This is a genomic window from Xanthobacter pollutisoli, from assembly GCF_040044995.1.
GTDB lineage: Bacteria > Pseudomonadota > Alphaproteobacteria > Rhizobiales > Xanthobacteraceae > Xanthobacter.
Window position 1 is genome coordinate 151210 of record NZ_JBDZDP010000006.1, and the last position, 22518, is coordinate 173727.

A 22518-nucleotide genomic window follows, 5' to 3' on the forward strand; every position below is an offset into this window, starting at 1 on the left:
GACGGGACGCGCGCACGATCGAGGCTCCGGGGAAGGCGCAGTCTGGCGCATTGATCTGGATCAGAAAAGCCGATCTTTTCGCTACAGATAAAATATTTTATCAATCCCGGCACCGGCCCCACTCTCTGCTCCAATCCTGGGCATGACCAATTCTGGAGCAGGCGTGATGATAAGGACCGGTGCCGCCTACAAGGACGGCCTGCGCGATGGCCGCGAGATCTGGATCGACGGCGAGCGCGTGACCGACGTCACCACCCATCCCGCCTTCAAGCCCATCGTCGATATCAAGGCCCGCATGTACGACCTCCACCATGAGGAGGCCACCGCCCCGGCGCTGACCTATGTGGAGGAGAATGCCGTCCACTCCATCTTCCACCAGCCGCCTACCGAGAAGGCCCATTGGGATGCCAAGTGGAAGGGCGTGGACATCCTCCTGAAGGACGTGGGCGGTGTCGTCACCCGCGTCGGCGACGAGACCATCGGCGAGATGTGGTCGCTCCAGGACGGTCGCGACATGCTGGCCGAGATCGACCCGCGCTTCGCCGCCAACATCGACAACCACATCCGCCGCGTGGTGGAAGAGGACCCGTTCCACGTCTCCGCCAACACCGATCCGAAGGGCGACCGCTCCCGCCACATCTCCGAGCGCGACCCGGACATGATGGTGCATGTGACCAAGGAGACGGACGCCGGCATCATCATCCGCGGCGCCAAGTACGAGACCGCCGCGGCCTATGCCGATCAGGCCTATCTGAAGCCCACCGTTGGCGCCTGGACCGACGAGAAGGAAAGCGACTACGCCCTCGGCTGCATCGTGAAGATGGGCGCGCCCGGCGTGAAGCACATCTGCCGCTCCTCCTTCGCCGGCCGCTCCGACCCGAAGGACTATCCCCTCGCCAACCGCTATGACGAGGTGGACACGCTGGTGGTGTTCGACGACGTGCTGATCCCCTGGGAGGACGTCTTCTTCTACCGCTACACCAAGGCCGCCCAGTTCGTGCGCGGCACGCTGCACCGCTATTCCGCCTTTCCCTACGTGCTGCGCCTGCTCTACGTCGCCGACATGATGATCGGCGCCGCCATGTGGAACGCCAAGCAGACCGGTCTCGACAAGCTCCAGTCGGTGCAGGAGAAGCTGGCGGACCTCGCGGTCTATCGCGAGGGCATCAACGCCCACCTCACCGCCTCCATCGCGCTGGCCGAGAAGAGCCCGGCGGGGCTGCTGATGCCCAACCAGTCCATCCTCTATGCCGGCCGCGTGCTCGCCTGCTCGCAGCTGCCGATGATGATGCATGCCACGCGCGAGCTCATCGGCGGGCAGATCTGCGTCACCCCCAACGTCGCCGCCTTCGAGGCGGAGGGCACCGCGGGCTGGCTGAAGAAGTTCTACACCCTCAACGACAATTGGGAGTCCGAGGACCGGCGCAAGCTGCTCGCCTTCGCCCGCGATCTGGTGTCGTCGGACTATGCCGGGCACCGCCTCGCCTTCGTGCAGTTCGCTCAGGCGCCGCACTTCAACCACCTCGCCGCAGTCTACAAGAATTTCGACTTCTCCGGTCCGCTCGACTTCGTGCGCCGGACGGCGGGTCTCTCCGACAACGTCAAGGGGTCGCTGAAATGAGCGCCGCCCAGCCGAGCGCGCCGGTGGACGCGGCACGGTTCCGCGACGCCATGCGGCGCATGGCAGCCGGCGTCTCGGTGATCGCCACCGACGGGCCGGGGGGACGGGCGGGGCTCACCGTCTCGTCCCTCGCCTCGCTGTGCATGGAGCCGCCCTCCCTCATCCTGTGCATCCACGAGGCGAGCGCGGCGCTCAAGGTGATCGAGGCCAACGGCGTCTTCGTCGCCAACGTGCTGGCGCACGATCAGGCGGGCGTGTCCGATGCCTTCGCGGGCCAGGTGCCGCAGTTTCGCGACGACAAGTTCGCCTGCGCCGAATGGCGCGCCGCGGGGAGCGGAGCGCCGGTGCTTGCCGGCGCGCTCATGAGCTTCGACTGCCGCCTCGCCGCGCACCATGCCTACGGCACCCATCGCATCGTCGTAGGCGAGGTCACCGCCATCCACGGTCTCGACGCCGACGCCGAGCCGCTGCTCTACGCCAACCGCGCCTACAGGCGCCTTGCCGCCGCATGAGGGTCGAACCTTTGCCCACCCACACCCGCATCCGCCCGTTCAACACCAAGGACGCCTATCCCGAGCAGTCGCTCGACAACGACGTGTGCATGGCGGTCCGCGCCGGCAACACGGTCTATCTGCGTGGCCAGACCGCCATGGATCTCGACGGCAAGATCGTCGGCGTCGGCGATGCCGCGGCCCAGGCGGAGAACGCCATGGCCTGCGCCAAGGTGCTGCTGGAGGAAGCCGGCGCGCGGCTCGAGGACGTGGTGAAGATCGTCATCTTCATCACCGACCGGGCCTATCGCGAGCCGGTCTATCGCGTGGTCGGCAAGTGGCTGAAGGGGGTCTATCCGGTCTCGACCGGCCTCATCGTCCAGGGTCTCGCGAAGCCGGAATATCTGATGGAGATCGACATCATCGCCGAGATCCCGCCCGAGCGGGCATGAGGGACCGCCCGCTCATGCGGGCGCGATCGAGAGCCGTCTTTTGTCCCCGTGCCCGCAAGGCGCGGGGACTACATGCGTCGGCGAAGTATTGATTCAAGTAACGGTTGAAAAAATACTTCGCAGCGCGAATATTTATGTTCCAGTCTGCGCAGCGATCCGTATATTTACGTAAGTGCTGCGGCGCCCGGTCCGGGCCGGAGGCGCCGCGCGCCAGCCATCAACCGCCGGAAGGGCGGATCCAGAGGAGAGAGTGGAATGAAAGCCAAACTGGTTGCGCTCGGCCTCGCGCTGGCCGCCCTTGCGGCGGGCTCTGCGAGCGTGCCGGCGAACGCCGCTGAGAAGCTGGTGGTGAGCACGTGGGGCGGCAGCTTCCGCGACCTCATCGCCGAGGCCATCGCCTCGAAGTTCACCAAGGATACGGGCGTCGAGGTTGAATACATCACCGGCGGCACCATCGACCGGCTGAACAAGGCGAAGCTCGCCAAGGGCTCGCCCGAGAGCGACATCACCTTCACCACCGCCCACGTGGGCTGGCTCTATGCCAATGACGACCTGTTCGAGCCCCTCGACCTGTCGAAGATCCCGAACGCCGCGAAGCTCGTGCCGCAGGCCAAGGTGAGCCCCTTCCACATCGGCGCCTGGGCCTATGTCTACACCATCGGCTACCGGCCGGACCTGACGCCGAAGGACATCACCTTTGCCTCCTGGGGTGACCTGTGGAATCCCGCGCTGAAGGGCATGCTGGCGGCGCCGGACTTCGACCCCAGCCACATCATCGCCGTGTCGGCGCTGTTGGCCGGCGGCTCCCCGGCCGACTGGCAGAAGGGCGAGCAGAAGCTGCTGGCGCTGAAGCCCAACTTCAAGGCCTTCTACACCAACGACGCCAACTCCCAGCAGCTCATCGCCACGGGCGAGACGCCGGTGCAGATCATGCTGTCCATGAACGCCTATTACATGATCGGGCAGGGCGTTCCGATCAAGCTCGTCATCCCCAAGGAGGGCGGCGTGCTCGGCATCGACACCATGGCCATCATGAAGGGCTCGAAGAAGCAGGAGCTGGCGCAGAAGTTCATCGACACGGCGCTCGATCCCGAGGTGCAGGGCAAGATCGCCGAGTTGAAGAAGGGCTCGCCCACAGTGCTCGGCGCCAAGGTGAGCGCGGAGACGGCGAAGCTGCCGGGCGTCTTCACCACCGCCGAGCAGTGGGAGAAGGAGACCATCATCATCGACCACAAGCTCCGCGCGGAAAAGACCGCCGAATGGCGCAAGTGGTTCTCCGAGAACATGATCGCCAAGTGAGTGTGAAGCGGTGAGTGTGAAGCGCCTCGTGCCCCGGCCGACCGAAGCGAAGCGGAGGGAGAGCCGGGGCAAGCGCAAGGGTTCGCGCACGCGGCCTGATCGGAAGGGGGCGGTGGAGATCGCCGGTTCCGCCGAGCTTTCCTCCAGGCCCCGGATCGGCGCTCCGGCTTTCGCCGTCGCGGGTCCGGGGAGCGCGGGCAAGATGCGTGACACAAGGCAAGAGATATGAACAAGCGTCCCTTCCTCGCCCTGTTCGTCACGCCCGCGGCGCTGGCGGCCCTCGCCTCGGCGGCGGCGCTGGCGGCCATCCTGCAATATGCTTTCCGCGCCTATGTGCCGGGCTCGCTTGATCCCGGCGGGCTCACGTTGGCCAATTTCGAGGCGCTGCTGCGTCCGCTCTACGGCCAGGTGTTCCTGCAGACCGTGTGGATCTGCCTCCTCACGGCGCTCATCACCCTGGTGGTGGCCTATCCGCTCGCCTTCGCGCTGGTGCGCACGCGCAATGCCTTCCTCAAGTCGTTCCTGCTCATCACCGCGGTGACGCCGCTGTTCCTCGGCGAGGTGGTGCGCACCTATTCCTGGATCATCGTGCTGGGCAACACCGGCTTCATCAATTCGGTGCTGAAGGGCCTCGGGCTCATCGACCGGCCGGTGCAGATGATGTTCACCACCTTCGGCGTCGTCACCGCTCTGGTCCACGTGACCCTTCCGGTGATGGTCATCATGCTCGCGGCTGCCCTCTCCCACATCGATCGGGACTATGAGAAGGCCGCCACATCACTCGGCGCCGGGCCGGTGCGGGCGTTTCTCACCGTGACCCTGCCGCTCTCCATGCCGGGGGTGGTGGCGGGTCTCTCCACCGCCTTCGCCTGGACCTTCTCCGCCTTCGCGACGCCGCAGATGATCGGCGGCGGCAAGGTGAGCATGGTGTCCACGCTGGTCTACCAGCTGGGGTTCGCCTCGTTCAATTTCCCCTTCGCGGCGGCGCTCTCCATCACCGGCCTCGCGCTCACATTCGCGGTCCTCGCCATGGCGAAGCAGGCCATCCGGCCGCTCGAGAAGATCGGAGCGCACTGATGCCGCAGAATGCCAAGCGCCTCATCCCCGCACGCGTGGGCGAGCGGCTGCTGAAGGTCGCCGGCTGGACGGTGGTCTGGCTCATCGTCGCCTTCATCATTCTGCCGGCGGTGGTGGTCGGCATCTCGGCCTTCAACGACCGCGCCATCCTCTCCTTCCCGCCGCAGGCGTGGTCGACGCGCTGGTTCCAGCGGGCCTTCTCCTACCGGGATTTCTCGGACGGCTTCAGGAACGGCCTCATCATCACCGCCTTCGCCTCCACCATCGCGCTCGCGGTGGGGGCGGGCTTTGCTTTCGCGCTCGACCGCTACAGGTTTCGCGGCAAGGCGGCGCTGGAGGCGATGCTGACCTCGCCGCTGGTGATCCCGCATTTCACCATCGGCCTCGGCTTCCTCATCCTCGCCGCGCAGATCCACGCGACGCGCACCTTCGCCCTCGTCATCGTCTGCCACGTGGTGCTGGTGCTGCCCTTCGTCATGCGCTCGGTCTATGTCTCGCTGCGCAATCTCGACGCGCGGTTGGAGCTTGCCGCCGCGAGCCTCGGGGCGCGGCCGGGACGCGCACTCTTCACCGTGACCCTTCCGCTGCTGCTGCCGGGCCTGTTCTCCGGCTGGCTGTTCGCGGCCATCCTCTCCTTCAACGAATTCACCGCCTCCCTCTTCGTCACCGCGCAGGCGACGCAGACGCTGCCGGTGGCCATGTACAATTACGTCCGCGAATATGCCGACCCGACTCTGGCGGCGCTCTCGGTGATCTACATTGTGGTGACGGCGCTGCTCCTCACCCTCGCCAATTCCTTCCTCGGCCTCGGAAAGGTGCTGAACGTTGAGCATGCCCGCTGAACGCCTCGATCCGCCGGAGCCCGGCCCCGTGACCGTGCCCGCCACCCGTCCCGTCGGCGTGCAGATCGACGGCGTCACCAAGCGCTTCGGCGATGCCACCGCGCTCCACGAGGCGTGGCTGAAGATCGCCGACGGCGAGTTCATGACACTGCTCGGCCCCTCCGGCTGCGGCAAGACCACGCTGCTCAACCTCATCGCCGGCTTCCTGGAGGCCGACAGCGGCGAGATCTTCGTCGGCGGCCGGCTGATGACCGAGACGCCGCCTTATGATCGCGAGATCGGGGTGGTGTTCCAGAATTACGCGCTGTTCCCGCACATGAACGTGGCGAAGAACGTGGGCTACGGCCTGCGCATGCGCGGCGTGCCGAAGCGCGAGATCGAGGCGCGCGTCGCCGAGGCGCTGGCGCTGGTGAAGCTCTCCCAGTTCGGCGACAGGAAGCCCCGCCAGCTCTCCGGGGGGCAGCAGCAGCGCGTGGCACTGGCGCGCGCCCTCGTCATCCGCCCCAAGGTGCTCCTGCTGGATGAGCCGTTCTCGGCCCTCGACAAGAATCTGCGCGGCGCCATGCAGGTGGAGTTGAAGGAGATCCAGCGCCGGCTCGGCGTCACCACCATCTTCGTGACGCACGACCAGAGCGAGGCGCTCTCCATGTCCGACCGCATCGCGGTGATGGCGGACGGGCGCATCCGCCAGGTGGGTACGCCCGACGAGATCTACCGGCGCCCGGCCGACCCCTTCCTCGCCTCCTTCGTGGGCGACGTGAACGTGCTGCCGGGGCGTCTCGAGCGCCGGTTGGGGGAGGTCGCGAGCGTGCTCGTCGCCGATGGGCGCCTGCAGGTGCGGGCCGACACGCTAGGCGATCTCGCGCCGGGCGCGGCGGTGGACCTGTTCGTCCGGCCCGACGCGGTGCGGGTGGCGGAGGGGGAGGGCCTGCTCTCCGGCACGGTGGCAACCCATGTCTATCAGGGCTCGCACGTGGATGTGCTGGTGGACGTCCCGGCCGCGCGGGGTGGGCGCATCACAGTGCGCGTGCCGGGCTATGAGGCGCCCGTGCGCTGGCCGGCGGGCACGCGCATCGCCCTCGATTTCGCGGCCGGCGATGCGGTGGCCTTCGCCAGCGATGCCGGCTGAGCCGCCTTCAGAAGGCGGGCGCCGCCGCCGGCGTGCGCGCCCGGCTCTCGAACGCGGCCTGTTCGGGCGCATAGCGATCCCACAGGGTGCGCAGGGCGGCGATGGGGGCCTCGTCCCAATCCACCCGCAGGTCAACCACCGGCCAGTCATAGGTGCGCGCCACATGCAGGCCCGCCGAGTGCTCGTCCCCGGTTTCGCCGCCGGCGGCGAGGCCCGCCTCCAGCCCGCGCATGAGGCGTTCGGCGAGGGGCAAGGCCGGCTCGGCGAGGAAGGCGTCGCGCATGGCGGCGGGAATGCGGTCGTCGGCCAAGAGATTGCCGAGCGCGATGCAGCCTTCTCCCTCGGCCGTCGCGGCGATGGGCAAAGCGGCCGCGCCCGAATGCCAGGCCACCTGCCCGTAGCGGTCGATCACGCTCGCCTGCCGATAGGCCGGCTCCGGCGTGCCGGCGAGGAGGGTCGCGAGCACGCCGCCGGCGCCGAGCCCCTGCCGCAGCAGGGCGAGGCCCGCCGGGCCGAGGGCCGGGTCCGTCACGTTCTGCGTGGTGACGAGCCCGAGCGGGCTCACCCACGCGCAGCGGCTGGCGACGCAGATGCTGGACGAGGTGATGGCGATGCCGAAGGCCCCTGTCTGCGGGCAGCGGGCGGCGATGGAATATGTCATTCCCGTCTCCTTTTCTTCGGTTTCTATCGATCGCGGGGAATGGATGCAAGTATCGTCTGAAGAAATACTTGAAAAACTCATTGCGATACCCTCGATCACCGACACGGCGAACGAGGAGATCGTCGCCTGTATCGAGAAGATCGCGGCCCCCTTTGCCCGCGTCCGCCGCCTGCCCGGGGCGCCGGGCGACCGCGCCGCCCTGCTCCTGTCCGTGGGGCCGCACGAGCGCCCCGGGGTGGTGCTCTCGGCCCATACCGACGTGGTGGCGGTGGCCGGACAGCCCTGGAGCAGCGATCCCTTCGTTCTGACCGAGCGGGAGGGGCGGCTCTATGGCCGTGGCACGTCGGACATGAAGGGTTTCGTCGCCTGCGTCCTCGCCGCGCTTCCCGCCTTCGCTGCGGCACGTCTGGAGACGCCGGTGCACGTGGCGCTCTCCTATGACGAGGAGATCGGCTGCAAGGGCGCGGGCGATCTCGTGGCGCTGCTGGCGCGGCTGCCGGCGCCGCCGGCCCTGTGCATCGTGGGCGAGCCTTCGGGCATGAAGGTGATGCGCGCCCACAAGGGGAAGACCGGCTGGCGCGTCACCGCGCGCGGCCGCACCGGCCATTCCGCCTTGCCGCACCGCGCCGCCAACGCGGTCACCGCGCTGGCGCGCCTTGCCGCCCATCTCGCCGACCTTGCCGCTGACCTGAAGGCGGGGGCGCGGGACGAGGCCTTCGACCCGCCTTACGCCACCCTCCACATCGGCTCCCTCCACGGCGGCGCCGCGCTGAACGTGGTGCCGGACGAGGCGGTGATGGAGTTCGAGCTCAGGACCATTCCCGGCACCGACGGCGCCGCGATCCTCCGCCGCATCGAGCACCTCGCTGCGGAGGCCCGCGCCGCGCTGAAGGCGGAGGCGGAGGAGGCGGACCTCGTCGTCGAGGAGCTGTCTTCCTATCCCGCCCTCGCCACGGCAGCGGATACGCCCGAGGCGGCGGCGGTGGCGCGGCTCTGCGGCGACAACGGCCCTCCCGGCACCATCGCCTTCGGCACCGAGGCGGGGCTCTATGACCGGGCGGGCCTTCCCACCCTGGTCTGCGGCCCCGGCGACATCGCCCGCGCCCACAAGGCCGACGAATGGGTGGGACGCGACGAACTCGCCCAATGCGACGCCATGCTGGCGCGCCTCGTGGAAATGTGCCGCCGTCCGGCATCGGAATGGATCACGCGCTGAAAGGACCTGCCATGACCGAGGTTTCGCCCCACACCCGCCCCGCTGCCCGCCTCACCCATGCCGGCGCGCTCGTCGCCCTCGCCGCCGCCGTCGCGCGGGCGGAGGAGATGGGCGTGCCGCAGAACATCTCCATCGTGGATGACGGGGGAAACCTGCTCGCCTTCGTGCGCATGGACGGGGCCAAGCTGCTGTCGCGGGAGACGTCCCTGTCCAAGGCCATCAGCGCCGCCTCCCACCGCCAGCCCACCAGCCGGCTCGATCCGGCGCTGGAAGTGAAGCTCGCCATCGCCTCCGGCGGGCGGCTCACCAATCTGGAGGGGGGATTTCCCATCATCCTCGACGGCGTGTGCGTGGGCGGTATCGGCGTCGGTTCGGGCAAGGGCAGCGAGGATGTGGAGGTGGCGAAGGCCGCCCTTGCCGCGCTGGGCGCGCAAGCCTGAGCGGAGCGCCTCAGGGGCGGACGGCGAGCCCGCCCTTGCCTTGGCCATGAAGCTGCGGCACACGAGGGCGCCATCACCGGGGACTGCTCATGTCGACTTCCGTCTCTCCGCTCGCCCCCACGTCCGTCCCGGAGCTGCTCCCGGTTCCCGGAGTCGTCTTCACCACCGCTGCGGCCGGCATCCGGTACAAGGGGCGGACCGACGTGCTGGTCATGTCGTTCCCGGCGGGCACCACGGTGGCGGGCGTCACCACCCGGTCCTTGTGCCCCTCCGCCCCGGTGGAGTGGTGCCGTGAGGCGCTGAAGAAGGGCAAGGCGCGGGCGCTGGTGGTCAATTCCGGCAATGCCAACGCCTTCACCGGCATGAAGGGCCGCGAGGCGACCAAGATGACCGCGGACCTCGCGGCCGGCATCCTCGGCTGCAAGCCCGGCGAGGTGTTCCTCGCCTCCACCGGCGTCATCGGCGAGCCGCTGGACGCCACCAAGTTCGAGGCCGCGCTGACCGAAGCGGCGACCCGCCTCGTGGACTGGCCGTGGTTGGACGCCGCCCGCGCCATCATGACCACCGACACCTTCCCGAAGGTCGCCACCGCACAGGTACTGCTGGGCGACGTGCCCGTGACCATCAACGGCATCGCCAAGGGCGCCGGCATGATCGCGCCGGACATGGCGACCATGCTCTCCTTCGTCTTCACCGATGCACCCATCGCCGCGGGCGTGCTGCAGGAACTGCTTTCCAAGGCGGTGAAGACCACCTTCAATGCGGTCACCATCGACGGCGACACCTCCACCTCCGACACGCTCCTCCTGTTCGCCACCGGCGCCGCCAAGGCGCGCGGCGCGAAGACGGTGAAGGACGCCAACGACCCCATCCTCGCCCCGTTCCGCCGCGCTCTCACCGAGCTCATGGCTGATCTCGCCGAGCAGGTGGCCCGCGACGGCGAAGGCGCCCGCAAGCTGGTGCGCATCCATGTGACCGGCGCGGTCTCCAAGAAGTCCGCGCGGCGGATCGCCATGTCGATCGCCAATTCGCCGCTGGTGAAGACCGCCGTGGCCGGCGAGGACGCCAACTGGGGCCGGGTGGTGATGGCCGTGGGCAAGGCCGGCGAACCGGCCGACCGCGACAAGCTCACCATTTCGTTCGGGGCCATCCGCGTCGCCCACGAGGGCGCGCGGGATCCGGACTATGACGAGGCCGAGGTCTCGCAATACATGAAGAACGACGTGATCGACCTCACCGTGGACCTCGGCCTCGGCCGCGGCACCGACCGGGTGCTCACATGCGACCTGACCAAGGCGTATGTCGAGATCAACGGAGATTATCGCTCGTGAAGATCACCCTCGTCGCCGCTTGCGCCCTGGTGGACGGCGACGGCCGCGTGCTGGTGGCGCAGCGGCCGGAGGGCAAGGCGCTGGCGGGCCTGTGGGAGTTTCCCGGCGGCAAGGTGGAGGCCGGCGAACGGCCGGAGGAGACGCTCATCCGCGAGCTTCAGGAGGAGCTCGGCATCACGGTGAAGGAGGCGTGCCTCGCGCCCCTCACCTTCGCCAGCCACGCCTATGAGAGCTTCCATCTGCTTATGCCCCTCTGGATTTGCCGGCGCTGGGAGGGCGTGGTCCAGAGGAAGGAGCACCAGGCGCTGCAATGGCTGCGGCCGGCCCGCCTGCGCGACGTTCCCATGCCCCCGGCCGACGAGCCGCTGATCCCGGCCCTCATCGACCTCATCGGCCCCTGACCCGCGCCATGTCGTCCGCTGCCGCGACACGCATCGGCCTGCTGGCCATCCTGCTGTGGGCGACGCTCGCCTTCTTCACGGCGGCGACGGGCAAGGTGCCGCCTTTCCTCCTCACCGCCCTCACCTTCGCCATCGGCGGGGCCGTGGGGCTGGGCGCGGCGCTGGCCGGGCCGGGTCTCGGCGTGCTGAAGCAGCGCCCGCTCGCCTGGGCGCACGGGGTGGGCGGGCTGTTCGGCTATCACTTCCTTTATTTCACCGCCCTGAAGCTGGCGCCGGCGGCCGAGGCCGGGCTGATCGCCTATCTCTGGCCGCTGCTCATCGTGCTGCTCTCCGCCTTCCTGCCGGGCGGCGGCCTGCGGCGGGTGCATGTGATCGGCGCTGTGATGGGCTTTGCCGGGACGGTGGTGCTGCTCGCCGGAAAGGGCGGCTTCTCCGGCGTCGAGATGCGGTTCCTGCCGGGCTATCTGGCCGCCTTCGCCTGCGCCTTCATCTGGTCGACCTATTCGGTGGCCTCGCGCCATTTCGCCGATGTGCCGACGCAGGCGGTGGCCGGCTTCTGCCTCGTCACGGCAGCCCTCGCCGGCCTCTGCCACCTTGCGTGGGAGGAGACGGTCTGGCCGGCCTCGGCCGGGGAATGGGTGGCGGTGGCGCTGCTCGGCATCGGGCCGGTGGGCCTTGCCTTCTATGCCTGGGACATCGGCATGAAGCGCGGCGACGTGCGCCTTCTCGGCGTCGCCTCCTATGCCGCGCCGGTGCTCTCCACCGTGCTGCTGGTGGCGAGCGGATTTGCCGCCGCCACCTGGTCGCTTGCCGTTGCCTGCGTGCTCATCGTCGGCGGCGCTTTCGTCGCCACGAGGCGCTGGCGCGCAAAGTCCCGGAGACTGCCATGACCCATCCCGTGCTTGCCGAAGGAAACGTCGCCGTCGTCACCGGAGGAGCGTCCGGCATCGGCCTTGCCGCGGCGACTCTGCTGGCCCGGAAGGGCCTGAAGGTCGCCATCGCCGACCGGCAGGGCGAGCGGCTCGATGCCGCCGCCGCGGCCCTTTCCGCCGTGGCCAAGGGCGGGGCCGCCGACATCCTCGCCCGCGCCACCGACGTGAGCCGCCCCGAGGACCTCGAAGCGCTGGAGGCGGAGGTGGCGGCCCGCTTCGGCGGCACCGACCTCCTCATGAACAATGCCGGCGTGCAGCCGGGCAGTGCCATCTTCGGCCCCTTCGCCAATTGGGAGACGGTGCTGGGCGTCAACCTCATGGGCGTCATCCACGGCTGCCGCGCGTTCGGCCCGAAGATGATCGCGCGGGGGCGGCCCGGCCTCATCGTCAACACCGGCTCCAAGCAGGGCATCACCACGCCCCCCGGCGATCCGGCCTACAATGTCTCGAAGGCGGGGGTGAAGGTGTTCACCGAGGCGCTGGAGCACGAGCTGCGCAACACGGCGGACTGCAAGGTCTCCGCCCGCCTCTTCATCCCCGGCTTCGTCTTCACCCCGCTGGCGGCAAGCGGGCGCAGCGAGAAGCCGGCCGGCGCCTGGACGGCCGAGCAGACGGTGGACTTCCTGCTGGAGAAGCTGGCGGCAGGCGATTTCTACATCGTCTGCCCCGACAACGACGTCTCCCGCGCCCTGGACGAGAAGCGCATCGCCTGGGCGGCCGGCGACATCATCGAGAACCGTCCGCCGCTGTCGCGCTGGCACAAGGACTACGGGGAAGCCTTCGCCGCCTTCGTCGCGGGAGAATGATGAGCGCCCGCGGCGTGTTCCTCCTTGCCTTCGGAGGGGCGAGGCCGTAGCACTCCGCGCCGAGCCGCCGCCTTCAGGGCGGCCCCAAAAACGGCACGCGCCGCGCATCGAGCAAGACCCGAGGAACCCACCCATGGCCACCCACAAGCTTCTCCTCCTCGCCGGCGACGGCATCGGCCCCGAAGTGATGGCCGAGGTGAAACGGGTGGCGGCCTGGCTGGAGCAGGCGGGTCTCGCCTCCTTCGCCATCGAGGAGGATCTCGTCGGCGGCTGCGCCTATGATGCGCACGGCGCCGCCATCTCCGAGGCGGCCATGGGCCAGGCCAAGGCGGCCGACGCCATCCTTCTGGGCGCGGTCGGCGGCCCGAAGTGGGCCGGCGTGCCCTATGACGCGCGGCCCGAGGCCGGCCTGCTGCGCCTGCGCAAGGATCTCCAGCTGTTCGCCAACCTGCGCCCGGCCATCTGCTATCCGGCGCTGGCGGAAGCTTCGTCCCTCAAGCGTGACGTGGTGGAGGGCCTCGACCTCCTCATCGTGCGAGAGCTCACCGGTGGCGTCTATTTCGGCGAGCCCAAGACCGTCAGCGATCTCGGCAACGGCCAGAAGCGCGCCATCGACACGCAGGTCTACGACACCTACGAGATCGAACGCATCGGCGCCGTGGCCTTCGAGTTGGCCCGCACCCGCCGCAACAAGGTGACCTCCGCCGAGAAGCACAATGTGATGAAGTCCGGCGTGCTCTGGAAGGAGGTCGTCACCGACCTGCACGCCCGCGCCTACAAGGACGTGGAGCTGGAGCACCATCTGGCCGATTCGCTCGCCATGCAGCTGGTGCGCTGGCCCAAGCAGTATGACGTGATCGTCACCGACAACCTCTTCGGCGACATCCTCTCGGATCTGGCCGCCATGCTCACCGGCTCCATCGGCATGCTGCCGTCGGCCTCGCTGGGCGCGGTGGATGCGGCGAGCGGCAAGCGCGCCGCGCTTTACGAGCCGGTGCACGGCTCGGCGCCGGACATTGCCGGCAAAGGCATCGCCAATCCCATCGCCATGATCGGCTCGCTCGCCATGGCGCTGCGCTATTCGTTCGATCAGGGTGCGGTGGCCGACCGCATCGAGCAGGCCATCGCGGGCGTGCTCGCCTCCGGCAAGCGCACCGGCGACATCGCCGCCCCGGGCATGGAGACCATCGGCACCGAGGCGATGGGCAAGGCCATCGTCGCTGAGCTCGACGCCGCCACCGCCTGAACGGCGCACTACGCGATCAACCCTCCGGCCTGGCCGGAGGGTGTGTCGTGCTTGCCGAGAGATGACCTCGAGAGGTGACCAGCGCACGGACGGCCGGCTGCGGCCTGGCGGAGCGGCCCCGTGGCTGTAACCCGCGATCAGCCGCGATCGACGTCGAAACCCGCCTCGCGCCAGCCGAGGATGCCGCCCTTCATGTGCTCCTCATAGGGCAGGCCGGCCTTCTGCGCGGCCGCTGCAGCCTGCTGCGAGCGCTGACCCGAGCGGCATGAGAACACGAGGCGCTTGCCCTGGGGCTCGGGCAAGGCGGAGGGGTCCCACTTGCTCAGGGGGAACGACACTGCTCCCGGGATGCGCTCGGCCTGGATCTCATTCGGCTCGCGCACGTCCACCAGCAGGACCGTGCCGTCGGCGAGGCCCTGACGGACCTCGGCCGGAGAAAGATGCGTGATGGTCCCGCCGAAGGGGTTGCGTTCGCTCATGAATGCCTTGTCCTGAACAGGGTAGCGGTCAGCCGGCGTGAGCCTGCACCGAACGCCAGGGCCGATGCAAGGCCCGAGCCAGCCAACACATGACTCCCGGCGTGGCCGACGCTCCGGCCGAGGAGGAGCCGTCTGTCCCCGGCGGTGCCGCGGAGGCAGACCCAAAGCCAAGCCTGCACGGCGGCCAACGTTCCGCTCATCTGGCGTTCATGTAGGCTTTGCTAGATCAGCATCCGTCGCAGCACGGCATCGCCTCCGGCGGGTCGTGTGGAAAGGAACAAGATGACCATCCGTTCGGGCCTCGCCGCCCTCGCCCTTGTCGCCGCCGCTTCGGCTGGCACGATCGTATCCGCGCAGGCGCAGAACAACACCGCGGCCGGCGCCATCATCGGCGGCACCGCCGGCGCGTTGATCGGCGGCGCGGCCACCGGCTCGGCCGGCGGCGTGGCGGCTGGCGCGATCATCGGCGGCACGACGGGCGCCTTCATCGGATCACAGAGCGATCGCAGAGCCTATTATTACTGGGGCAACAACGGCCGTTGCTACCTGCGCCAGTCGAATGGTGCGGTGGTGCGGGTGTCCCGCGGCTATTGCGGCTGATCCCTTCACGCGATCAAGGACTGTTGATCGGTTCCGTTCCCCCGCACGGTTCCGATCAGTGGGAGAGGCGCCGGCTTTGGCCGGCGCCTTTTTCCGTTTGAGGGGCTGGACGCTTCGCCAGAGCGGACCGCGAAGTTGCCTGCTGCGAAGCGGCAGCTAGATTGGGGGCATGACCTCCGGTCCTGTCCCTCCCGCCGATTCCATCCCGCCGCCGGCACCCGCCCGCCACGCATTGGTGCCCGAGCTTGCCGCGGTCCAGGCGGGCGGCAAGCGCGCAGTGGCGCGCGCCCTCGCCGCCGTGGAGACTGCACGGGGCCAGCCGGCCCTCGTGGCGCTGCTGGACGCGGCGGCCAAGGCCGCAAAGGCCCATGTGCTCGGCCTTACCGGCCCGCCCGGCGTCGGCAAATCCACCCTCACCAACGCGCTGGTGCGCCGCGCCCGCGAGATGGGCCGGACCGTGGCGGTGCTGGCGGTGGATCCCTCCTCCCGCCGCACGGGCGGGGCGCTGCTCGGCGACCGGGCGCGGATGAAGACCGATCCCGACGACCAGGGCGTGTTCGTGCGCTCCATGGCCGCCCGCGACCGGCTGGGCGGCCTCTCGGATGATTCGGTCGCGGCGGTCGTGCTGCTGCGCGCGGTCTACGACCTCGTGATCGTCGAGACGGTGGGGGTCGGCCAATCGGAGGCGGACATCTCGCTGGTGGCCGACACGGTGGTCCTGTGCATCCAGCCCGCATCGGGCGACAGCCTCCAGTTCATGAAGGCGGGGGTGATGGAGTTGCCCGACATCATCGTCGTCACCAAGGCCGATATGGCGGAGGTCGCGCGCCGCGCCGCCTCGGAGGTCGCCGGGGCGCTCTCCTTGTCCGGCTCCGCCGCCGCGGGCTGGACGGTCCCCGTCATCCGTCTCTCCGCCGCCACGGGGGAGGGGCTCGGTGCCTTCGAGGCGGCGGTGGACCGCCACCTGGCTTTTCTAGATGCGGACGGGCGCCGCGCCGCGCTGCGGGCGCGGCAGGAAGAAAAATGGGTGGAGGAGATGGTGCGCGTGCGCTTCGGCACCCATGGGCTCGCCCGCGCCCGCAAGCTGCCCCAGGGCGCCTCATCCCCCTTCGCCCGCGAGGCGGAACTCGCCCGGCAATTAACCTCCGGGCAAGATTGATTGGACAATGCTCTTGCGTGTCGCCGGCCTGCAACGCACCGGCGCCCTATTGGGGACACGAAGCCGCGGCAAGGGCAGGCGCATGCGAATTCGTCAGCTTCGATGGCACAGGGCCGGCCGGGTCACCTCGCCGTTTCTGATCGCCACCGTGTTTGCCCTCGTGACGCCGCACGGCGCCGGGGCCGATGCCACAACCCGCACGCCCGTCTCCGCCTCGCTCGGCGGCATGCTGACGGGCTCGGCGCGGGCGTTGAAGCTCGCCACCCTCGATCTGCCCCAGCCTCTGGGCACCGGCCTGCCGGAGGTCCCGACGGTTTCCGGCCGGGCGGGTCCTTTTGACGCGGCCGGCGTTGCCCCGACCGCCCCCGCTCCCGCTTCCGCACCCCGTGTCGTCGGCCGGACCGGCGCAATCGTGACCGCTTCCCTCGGCGGAGTGGACGTGCCGGACGAGGCGCTGCGCGCCGCCCGCGCCGCCGCCCAGCCGGTACCTGACGAGCGCCAGCTTTCTTCCGGCATCGTCACCAGCGATGCCGATGACGATGCCTTCGCCTTTCCCCCGCCCCTGGTGCTCGACGGCTCGGACGGCGGCATGGCGCAGGAGGCGACGGCCCCGCGCGAGAGCCGGGCGCATCTGGAACTCGCGCTGGACCTGCTGCTGGAACTGCCGCTGATTCATGACGGCGAAGCCGAGGCCCGCGCCGCAGCCGACGCGGCGGACCTCCTCGACGAGCCGGCCGAGGAGGCGCTCGCTGGTCGGGCCCTGCATCATGATCCGGTGGCGGTTTTCAGCCGCGACCCCGGCATGTTTCCGGCGCTCGCCTTTGCCTACGGCGCGCTGGCCGATGAGGGGCTCGTGCCGCAGCCGGCGCCCCATCCGGACGGCGAGGCGGACCTCGCGTCCGCCGATGCCGCGGACGCGCTGGAGACGCCGCCCCACGACGGCATCTGGCCCTCGCCGGCGCAGCGCCTCGACCTTGGCGGCGAGAAGCTGGCGCGGGCGCAGAAGTGTCTCGCGGAGGCGATTTATTTCGAGAGCCGGGGCGAGCCCAAGCGCGGCCAGATCGCGGTGGCGCAGGTCATCGTCAACCGCGTCTTCTCCGGCTACTACCCGTCGGACGTGTGCGGCGCGGTCTACCAGAACGCCCACCGCCATCTCGCCTGCCAGTTCACCTTCGCCTGCGACAATGTGCGCGACGTGGTGCGCGAGCCGGACATGTGGGTGCAGGCGAAGGAGATCGCCGCCGACATGCTGGACGGCAAGCTCTGGCTCACCTCCGTGGGGCGTGCCACCCATTACCATGCCTATTGGGTGCATCCGAGCTGGGTGCGCGAGATGCGCAAGCTCGACCGCATCGGCGTGCACACCTTCTACCGCCCGCGCCGCTGGGGCGACGGCTGAACGTTCTCCGCATGTCCCGCCTCGGCGGGACGGCGGATCAGGCGTGCCCGGCCTCGCTGGAGAGCATGCCGGGATGGATGCCCAGCTTGCGCAGGGCATGGTCGTATTTGGTCTCCACCCCCTCGCCGAAGATCAGGTCGGTGTCGGCCGGGCAATTGAGCCAGCCGTTGGCCTGGATCTCGGTCTCGAGCTGTCCGGGCGCCCAGCCGGCATAGCCGAGGGCGAGCACCGCGCTGCGCGGCCCGCGCCCGCCGGCGATCGCCTTGAGAATATCGAGGGTGGCGGTGAGGCAGATGCCGTCGTCGATGGGCAAGGTGGAATTCTCGACGAAATAGTCGGCCGAATGCAGCACGAAGCCGCGTCCGGTCTCCACCGGCCCGCCGCGCAGCACTTTGACCGTCCCGGCGCTCCGCGGCAGCAGGATGCGCTCGGAGGCGGGGATCACGTCGAGCTGGACGAGGAGATCGGTGAAGTCGATGTGGCTCGCCGGCTGGTTCACCACGATGCCCATGGCGCCTTCGGCCGAGTGGGCGCACAGGTAGACGAGGGTGCGTGCGAACTGCTCGTCGCGCATGGTTGGCATGGCAATAAGCAACTGCCCGTCGAGAAAGCTCGACCCCCCGTCCTGGAAAGTAGGGTTCTGGCTCGCAATCATGGTTGGAAGGGTACCGCGCATCGCGGGGTTTGGAAATGCGCTTTGCGGTGCCAAGGCCCGGTTGCGGGGCGCCGCGGGGGTGCCGACGCGGGGCGAGTCACACGCTTGTGCTCGCGCGGGGCTTTGCGGCGGCGCCGCGAGAGGGTACCCGCTTTGGGTATGAAATGGACCCACGCGCTCCCGCCTGGCCGATCTCTGCTCGGCCTTCCGGCGCTCGCCGCCGTCGCCCTTTCTTTTGCGACATCCCCTGCCGCCGCCCAGGCTTCGGCACCGGCCAAGGTGCCGGGCGCCGAGCTCCAGCTCATCGCCGGTCCGGTGGACGGTGCGAGTGCCGATGCCGGCATTGATCTGCGCCTTTCGCCCGGCTGGAAGACCTACTGGCGCTATCCCGGCGACAGCGGCGTGCCGCCGGCCCTGAACTGGAGCGGGTCCGACAATGTGCTGAAGGTCGAGATGGAATGGCCCGCCCCCAAGCGTTTCGCCGACGGCGGCGGGGGCTATTCCATCGGCTACAAGGGCGCGGTCCTGTTCCCCCTGAAGGTGGAGCTGAAGGAGCCCGGCAAGCCGGCGCGTCTGCAGATCGCCTTCGATTTCGCCGTGTGCGAGGCGCTGTGCATGCCCGCCCGCGCCGAGCTCGCCGTGGCGCTGGACGGCCGCGCCGGCCCGGACGCCTCCCGAATCACGGCGGCCCGGGCGCTCGTGCCGGTGGAGCAGGCGGTGGGCGCGGCCGACGTGCTGGCGGTGGAGAAGGTGGATCTCGACCAGAGCGTCCGGCCCGCGCGCCTCGTCATCGACGTGAAGGCCGCCGGCCCCAAGGCCGATCTGTTCGTCGAAGGGCCGGACGAGCGCTGGGCGCTGCCGCTGCCGCAGAAGACCGCGTTGCCGGATGGCACGGCGCGATTCACCCTTGCCCTCGACGGCGTGCCCTCCGGCGTTGATCCGGCCGGAGCGGCGCTGAAGCTGACCCTGGTGGACGGCGCCCGCGCGGTCTCGACCCAGGTGTCGGTGCCCGGTCCCGCGGCGGCGCGCTGAGCGCCGCGGAGGCTTTCCTCCACGCCGGAAGGACGTATTGTCTGCGGGGGCCGCAGCGGCCCCCTCATGCGGAGAAAACGATGCCCATTTCGGTCGGCGACAAACTGCCCAACGCCACCTTCCGTGTTTCCACCGACGACGGCCCCGTGCCGAAGACCACCGACGAGATCTTCAAGGGCAAGAAGGTGGTGCTCTTCGCGGTGCCGGGCGCCTTCACCCCCACCTGCCACAAGAACCATCTGCCGGGCTATGTCCGGGAGGCGGATGCCATCAAGGCCAAGGGCGTCGATGCCATCGCCGTGGTGTCGGTCAACGATCCCTTCGTCATGGGCGCCTGGGAGAAGGCCTCCGGCTCCGACGGCAAGATCGTGTTCCTGGCGGACGCCGACGCGTCCTTCGCCTCGGCCCTCGACCTCACCTTCGACGGCTCCGCGGCCGGCCTCGGCGTGCGCTCCAAGCGCTATTCCATGGTGGTCGAGGACGGCGTCGTGAAGGCGCTGAACGTGGAAGACGTGCCGTCCAAGGCGGACGTCTCCAGCGCCACCACCATGCTCGGCCAGCTCTGAGCCGGGACAGTCCGGGGCGGCGCGCTTTGGGCGTCGAGCCCGGGGCGTCATGCGCCCGAGCGTGAAGCGGGGGCCTCCTCAGGGGGCTCCGCACCGCCGCCGCACCGGCGATGGAACACTCCTCAAGCGATGATGTCGGGGAAGATCTCGTCCTCGACCTGGCTGATGCGGTCCTTCAGTTGAAGCTTGCGCTTTTTCAGCCGCTGCACCTGCAGGATGTCCGAACCCGAGACCGCCGTGAGCGCCTCGATTGCGGCATCGAGGTCGCGATGCTCCTGCTTCAGCCGTTCCAGAAGGATCTTCAGATCCCGTTCGTCGTCGCTCGTCATTCCGCATCCGTCGCCGGACCGCGCATACGCGGTCCAGCCCGCCTTGCCCCGATCTCGAATGACTATGGCACGCGCATGCCGCGCTGCAAGATGGGAGCTTGCCGGAGGTTCAGAAAGGCGGTCGACTCTTCGTCGGCTCCGTGACAGACTGATGTCGTGTTGCAGACAGGGAGGCGCTCAGAATGTCCATCCAGTCGCACCTTCAGGAGCTGAAGCGGCGTCATGCGGCCATCGAGCAGGAGCTCAGCCGCGAACTCGCCCACCCCGCGTCCGACCCGCTTCGTGTTGCCGAGCTGAAGCGCAAGAAGCTGGTCCTGAAGGACCAAATGTCGAAAATCAACGGCAATTCCACCCTCCATTGATGGCTGACGGCCGTTCGCGTCCGGCGCGGGAGCGTCGGGGCGCGGCGCGGTCCTTTAAGGTCCTGTAGCAGACGGGCCGGGAGGCCGGTCGCGCGGTGCCCTTTGCGTTCCGGCGCGGAGGGCTTTAATCCGGCGGCATGGCTCCTCCCCTCGTTCTCCTCCAGGACATCCATCTGCGCTTCGGCGCGACACCCTTGCTCGACGGGGCGGAGTTGTCCGTTTCCTCCGGCGAGCGGGTGTGCCTCGTCGGCCGCAACGGCTCCGGCAAGTCCACGCTGCTGAAGGTGGCGGCGGGATTGATGGAGCCCGACACCGGCACCCGGTTCTTCCAGCCGGGCGCGACCGTGCGCTATCTGCCGCAGGAGCCCGATTTCTCCGGCCACGCCACCACGCTGTCCTATGTGGAAGCGGGTCTCGGGCCGGGGGACGACGCCTATCGCGCCCAGTATCTGCTGGACGAACTGGGCCTGACGGGGAAGGAAGATCCCGCGCATCTCTCCGGCGGCGAGGCCCGCCGGGCGGCGCTGGCGCGCGTCATCGCGCCCGAGCCGGACGTGCTGCTGCTGGACGAGCCCACCAACCATCTCGACCTGCCCGCCATCGAATGGCTGGAGAGCGAGCTCAGGGGCCTGCGCTCCGCCATCGTCCTCATCAGCCACGACCGCCGGTTCCTGGAGACTCTGTCGCGCGCCACCGTCTGGCTCGATCGCGGCCAGACGCGGCGCCTCGACCAGGGCTTTTCCGCCTTCGAGGCCTGGCGCGACCAGGTGCTGGAGCAGGAGGAGAGCGAGCGCCACAAACTCGACCGCAAGATCGTCGCCGAGCTGGACTGGCTGCGCTACGGCGTCACCGCCCGACGCAAGCGCAACGTGCGGCGCCTCGGCCTGCTGCACTCCATGCGCAAGGACCGCCGCGAGGAGCGCCGCGCTGTCGGCAACGTGAAGCTGGCGGTAAGCGAGGCCGAGACCTCCGGCAAGCTCGTCATAGAGGCCAAGGGCATCGCCAAGTCCTATGAGGGCCGGGCGGTGGTGAAGGATTTCTCCACCCGCATCCTGCGCGGCGACCGGATCGGCATCGTAGGGCCGAACGGCGCCGGAAAGACCACCCTCATCAAGCTCCTGACCGGCGAGATCGCGCCCGACGCCGGCACCGTGAAGCTCGGCACCAATCTGGAGATCGCCAGCCTCGACCAGAAGCGGGCGGCGCTCGATCCCGCCACCACGCTCAAGGACGCGCTCACCGGGGGCGGATCGGACCAGGTGATGGTGGGCGGCCAGCCGAAGCACGTCATGGGCTATCTCAAGGACTTCCTTTTCACCCCCGAGCAGGCCAACGCCCCCCTTGGCGTCCTGTCGGGCGGCGAGCGCGGCCGGCTCATGCTGGCCCGGTCCCTGGCGCTGCCCTCCAACATGCTGGTGCTGGACGAGCCGACCAACGACCTCGACCTCGAAACCCTCGATCTGCTGCAGGAGATGGTGGCCGACTATCCGGGCACCGTGATCCTGGTGAGCCACGACCGCGACTTCCTCGACCGCACGGTATCGAGCGTGATCGTCGCGGAGGGGGAGGGCGTGTTCCGCGAATATGCCGGCGGCTATGCCGACATGGTGGCCCAGCGCGGCCGGGGCGTGGAGGCGCGGGACAAAGCCAGCGAGAAGGCCGCCGCGCCGAAACAGAAGGGTGGGGAGGCGAAATCCGCCGGCACCGAGGAAACCAAGGCGACTGCCCGGCGGAGGCTCTCCTTCCACGAGCAGCACGCGCTGAAGACCTTGCCCAAAACCATGGACGACCTGCGCGCCAGGCTGGAGAAGCTCGGCGCCGAGATCGCCGACCCGAACCTTTATGCCCGCGACCCCGCGCGCTTCGACAAGGCCTCCGCGGCGCTCGCCGAGGCGCAGGCCGCCCTCGATGCCGCGGAGGAGGAATGGCTGCGCCTCGAGATTCTCAAGGAGGAGCTGGAGGGCTGAGCGGCGCCCGTACCGTTCGGGCAGGC

General features: G+C 69.2%; 25 protein-coding genes. 21 read left to right on the forward strand and 4 right to left on the reverse strand.

What is annotated here, in order from left to right; translation table 11 throughout:
* The first annotated feature begins 166 nt into the window (after window positions 1–166).
* From ABLE93_RS14325 to ABLE93_RS14355, 7 genes are all read left to right on the forward strand, one after another.
* Window positions 167–1621, forward strand: coding sequence for a 4-hydroxyphenylacetate 3-hydroxylase family protein (locus ABLE93_RS14325; RefSeq protein ID WP_348840511.1), 1455 nt, complete (start codon window positions 167–169; stop codon window positions 1619–1621).
* Entirely contained in the window at window positions 1618–2133 is a 516-nt protein-coding gene (locus tag ABLE93_RS14330) for a flavin reductase family protein (RefSeq protein WP_348840512.1), read from the forward strand. The genes ABLE93_RS14325 and ABLE93_RS14330 overlap by 4 nt, the downstream gene beginning before the upstream one ends.
* Window positions 2130–2564 carry a RidA family protein gene (locus tag ABLE93_RS14335; RefSeq protein WP_348840513.1) on the forward strand — a complete coding sequence of 145 codons (435 nt, stop codon included), beginning with the start codon at window positions 2130–2132 and terminating at the stop codon, window positions 2562–2564. The genes ABLE93_RS14330 and ABLE93_RS14335 overlap by 4 nt, the downstream gene beginning before the upstream one ends.
* 255 nt (window positions 2565–2819) lie before the next feature.
* A complete protein-coding gene (locus ABLE93_RS14340; protein WP_348840514.1) occupies window positions 2820–3863 on the forward strand; it encodes a polyamine ABC transporter substrate-binding protein in 1044 nt (347 codons plus the stop codon).
* Window positions 3864–4088: 225 nt separating this feature from the next.
* Window positions 4089–4940 (forward strand): ABC transporter permease, encoded by an 852-nt coding sequence (locus ABLE93_RS14345; RefSeq protein ID WP_348840515.1) that lies wholly within the window; start codon window positions 4089–4091, stop codon window positions 4938–4940.
* Window positions 4940–5782 (forward strand): ABC transporter permease, encoded by an 843-nt coding sequence (locus tag ABLE93_RS14350; protein WP_348840516.1) that lies wholly within the window; start codon window positions 4940–4942, stop codon window positions 5780–5782. Before ABLE93_RS14345 ends, ABLE93_RS14350 begins: the two co-directional genes overlap by 1 nt.
* The gene (locus ABLE93_RS14355) at window positions 5772–6911 is read left to right on the forward strand and encodes an ABC transporter ATP-binding protein (RefSeq protein WP_348840614.1); all 1140 of its coding nucleotides are present in this window, start codon (window positions 5772–5774) and stop codon (window positions 6909–6911) included. Before ABLE93_RS14350 ends, ABLE93_RS14355 begins: the two co-directional genes overlap by 11 nt.
* 7 nt (window positions 6912–6918) lie before the next feature.
* On the opposite strand, the gene ABLE93_RS14360 is transcribed toward ABLE93_RS14355, so the two are convergent.
* On the reverse strand, window positions 6919–7572 hold the full coding sequence (locus tag ABLE93_RS14360) for a DUF1028 domain-containing protein (protein WP_348840517.1): 654 nt from the start codon (window positions 7570–7572) through the stop codon (window positions 6919–6921).
* Between the two features lie 43 nt (window positions 7573–7615).
* Here ABLE93_RS14360 and argE point away from each other — a divergent pair, with 43 nt between their 5' ends.
* From argE to leuB, 7 genes are all read left to right on the forward strand, one after another.
* Window positions 7616–8788, forward strand: coding sequence for an acetylornithine deacetylase (argE, locus tag ABLE93_RS14365; protein ID WP_348840518.1), 1173 nt, complete (start codon window positions 7616–7618; stop codon window positions 8786–8788).
* A gap of 11 nt (window positions 8789–8799) precedes the next feature.
* Window positions 8800–9228 (forward strand): GlcG/HbpS family heme-binding protein, encoded by a 429-nt coding sequence (locus ABLE93_RS14370; RefSeq protein ID WP_348840519.1) that lies wholly within the window; start codon window positions 8800–8802, stop codon window positions 9226–9228.
* Between the two features lie 89 nt (window positions 9229–9317).
* Window positions 9318–10559: a bifunctional glutamate N-acetyltransferase/amino-acid acetyltransferase ArgJ gene (argJ, locus tag ABLE93_RS14375; protein WP_348840520.1), complete on the forward strand. Its 1242-nt coding sequence runs from the start codon at window positions 9318–9320 to the stop codon at window positions 10557–10559.
* Window positions 10508–10960, forward strand: coding sequence for a (deoxy)nucleoside triphosphate pyrophosphohydrolase (locus ABLE93_RS14380; RefSeq protein ID WP_348840521.1), 453 nt, complete (start codon window positions 10508–10510; stop codon window positions 10958–10960). The genes argJ and ABLE93_RS14380 overlap by 52 nt, the downstream gene beginning before the upstream one ends.
* Before the next feature lie 8 nt (window positions 10961–10968).
* Window positions 10969–11850 (forward strand): aromatic amino acid exporter YddG, encoded by an 882-nt coding sequence (gene yddG / locus ABLE93_RS14385; RefSeq protein WP_348840522.1) that lies wholly within the window; start codon window positions 10969–10971, stop codon window positions 11848–11850.
* The gene (locus ABLE93_RS14390; RefSeq protein ID WP_348840523.1) at window positions 11847–12698 is read left to right on the forward strand and encodes an SDR family NAD(P)-dependent oxidoreductase; all 852 of its coding nucleotides are present in this window, start codon (window positions 11847–11849) and stop codon (window positions 12696–12698) included. Before yddG ends, ABLE93_RS14390 begins: the two co-directional genes overlap by 4 nt.
* A gap of 133 nt (window positions 12699–12831) precedes the next feature.
* Window positions 12832–13944 carry a 3-isopropylmalate dehydrogenase gene (leuB, locus tag ABLE93_RS14395; RefSeq protein WP_348840524.1) on the forward strand — a complete coding sequence of 371 codons (1113 nt, stop codon included), beginning with the start codon at window positions 12832–12834 and terminating at the stop codon, window positions 13942–13944.
* Window positions 13945–14081: 137 nt separating this feature from the next.
* On the opposite strand, the gene ABLE93_RS14400 is transcribed toward leuB, so the two are convergent.
* Window positions 14082–14423, reverse strand: a complete 342-nt coding sequence (locus ABLE93_RS14400) for a rhodanese-like domain-containing protein (RefSeq protein WP_348840525.1) — start codon at window positions 14421–14423, stop codon at window positions 14082–14084.
* A gap of 282 nt (window positions 14424–14705) precedes the next feature.
* Between ABLE93_RS14400 and ABLE93_RS14405 the strand changes: the two genes are divergently transcribed.
* The 3 genes from ABLE93_RS14405 to ABLE93_RS14415 all read left to right on the forward strand — a co-directional run bounded on the left by ABLE93_RS14405 (window position 14706) and on the right by ABLE93_RS14415 (window position 17581).
* Window positions 14706–15023 carry a YMGG-like glycine zipper-containing protein gene (locus ABLE93_RS14405; protein WP_348840526.1) on the forward strand — a complete coding sequence of 106 codons (318 nt, stop codon included), beginning with the start codon at window positions 14706–14708 and terminating at the stop codon, window positions 15021–15023.
* A 169-nt stretch (window positions 15024–15192) separates the two neighbouring features.
* On the forward strand, window positions 15193–16182 hold the full coding sequence (gene meaB / locus ABLE93_RS14410; RefSeq protein WP_348840527.1) for a methylmalonyl Co-A mutase-associated GTPase MeaB: 990 nt from the start codon (window positions 15193–15195) through the stop codon (window positions 16180–16182).
* An 82-nt stretch (window positions 16183–16264) separates the two neighbouring features.
* On the forward strand, window positions 16265–17581 hold the full coding sequence (locus ABLE93_RS14415; protein ID WP_348840528.1) for a cell wall hydrolase: 1317 nt from the start codon (window positions 16265–16267) through the stop codon (window positions 17579–17581).
* A gap of 37 nt (window positions 17582–17618) precedes the next feature.
* Here the strand turns inward: ABLE93_RS14415 and ABLE93_RS14420 are convergent, their stop codons facing one another.
* Window positions 17619–18236 carry a YqgE/AlgH family protein gene (locus tag ABLE93_RS14420; RefSeq protein WP_348840529.1) on the reverse strand — a complete coding sequence of 206 codons (618 nt, stop codon included), beginning with the start codon at window positions 18234–18236 and terminating at the stop codon, window positions 17619–17621.
* 159 nt (window positions 18237–18395) lie between these two features.
* Here ABLE93_RS14420 and ABLE93_RS14425 point away from each other — a divergent pair, with 159 nt between their 5' ends.
* Entirely contained in the window at window positions 18396–19268 is an 873-nt protein-coding gene (locus tag ABLE93_RS14425) for a protein-disulfide reductase DsbD domain-containing protein (RefSeq protein ID WP_348840530.1), read from the forward strand.
* A gap of 80 nt (window positions 19269–19348) precedes the next feature.
* Window positions 19349–19834: a peroxiredoxin gene (locus ABLE93_RS14430; RefSeq protein WP_348840531.1), complete on the forward strand. Its 486-nt coding sequence runs from the start codon at window positions 19349–19351 to the stop codon at window positions 19832–19834.
* Between the two features lie 122 nt (window positions 19835–19956).
* On the opposite strand, the gene ABLE93_RS14435 is transcribed toward ABLE93_RS14430, so the two are convergent.
* Window positions 19957–20163: a YdcH family protein gene (locus tag ABLE93_RS14435; RefSeq protein ID WP_348840532.1), complete on the reverse strand. Its 207-nt coding sequence runs from the start codon at window positions 20161–20163 to the stop codon at window positions 19957–19959.
* A gap of 182 nt (window positions 20164–20345) precedes the next feature.
* Here ABLE93_RS14435 and ABLE93_RS14440 point away from each other — a divergent pair, with 182 nt between their 5' ends.
* Entirely contained in the window at window positions 20346–20525 is a 180-nt protein-coding gene (locus ABLE93_RS14440) for a YdcH family protein (RefSeq protein ID WP_348840533.1), read from the forward strand.
* A gap of 137 nt (window positions 20526–20662) precedes the next feature.
* Window positions 20663–22492, forward strand: a complete 1830-nt coding sequence (locus tag ABLE93_RS14445; protein WP_348840534.1) for an ABC-F family ATP-binding cassette domain-containing protein — start codon at window positions 20663–20665, stop codon at window positions 22490–22492.
* Window positions 22493–22518 lie beyond the last annotated feature (26 nt).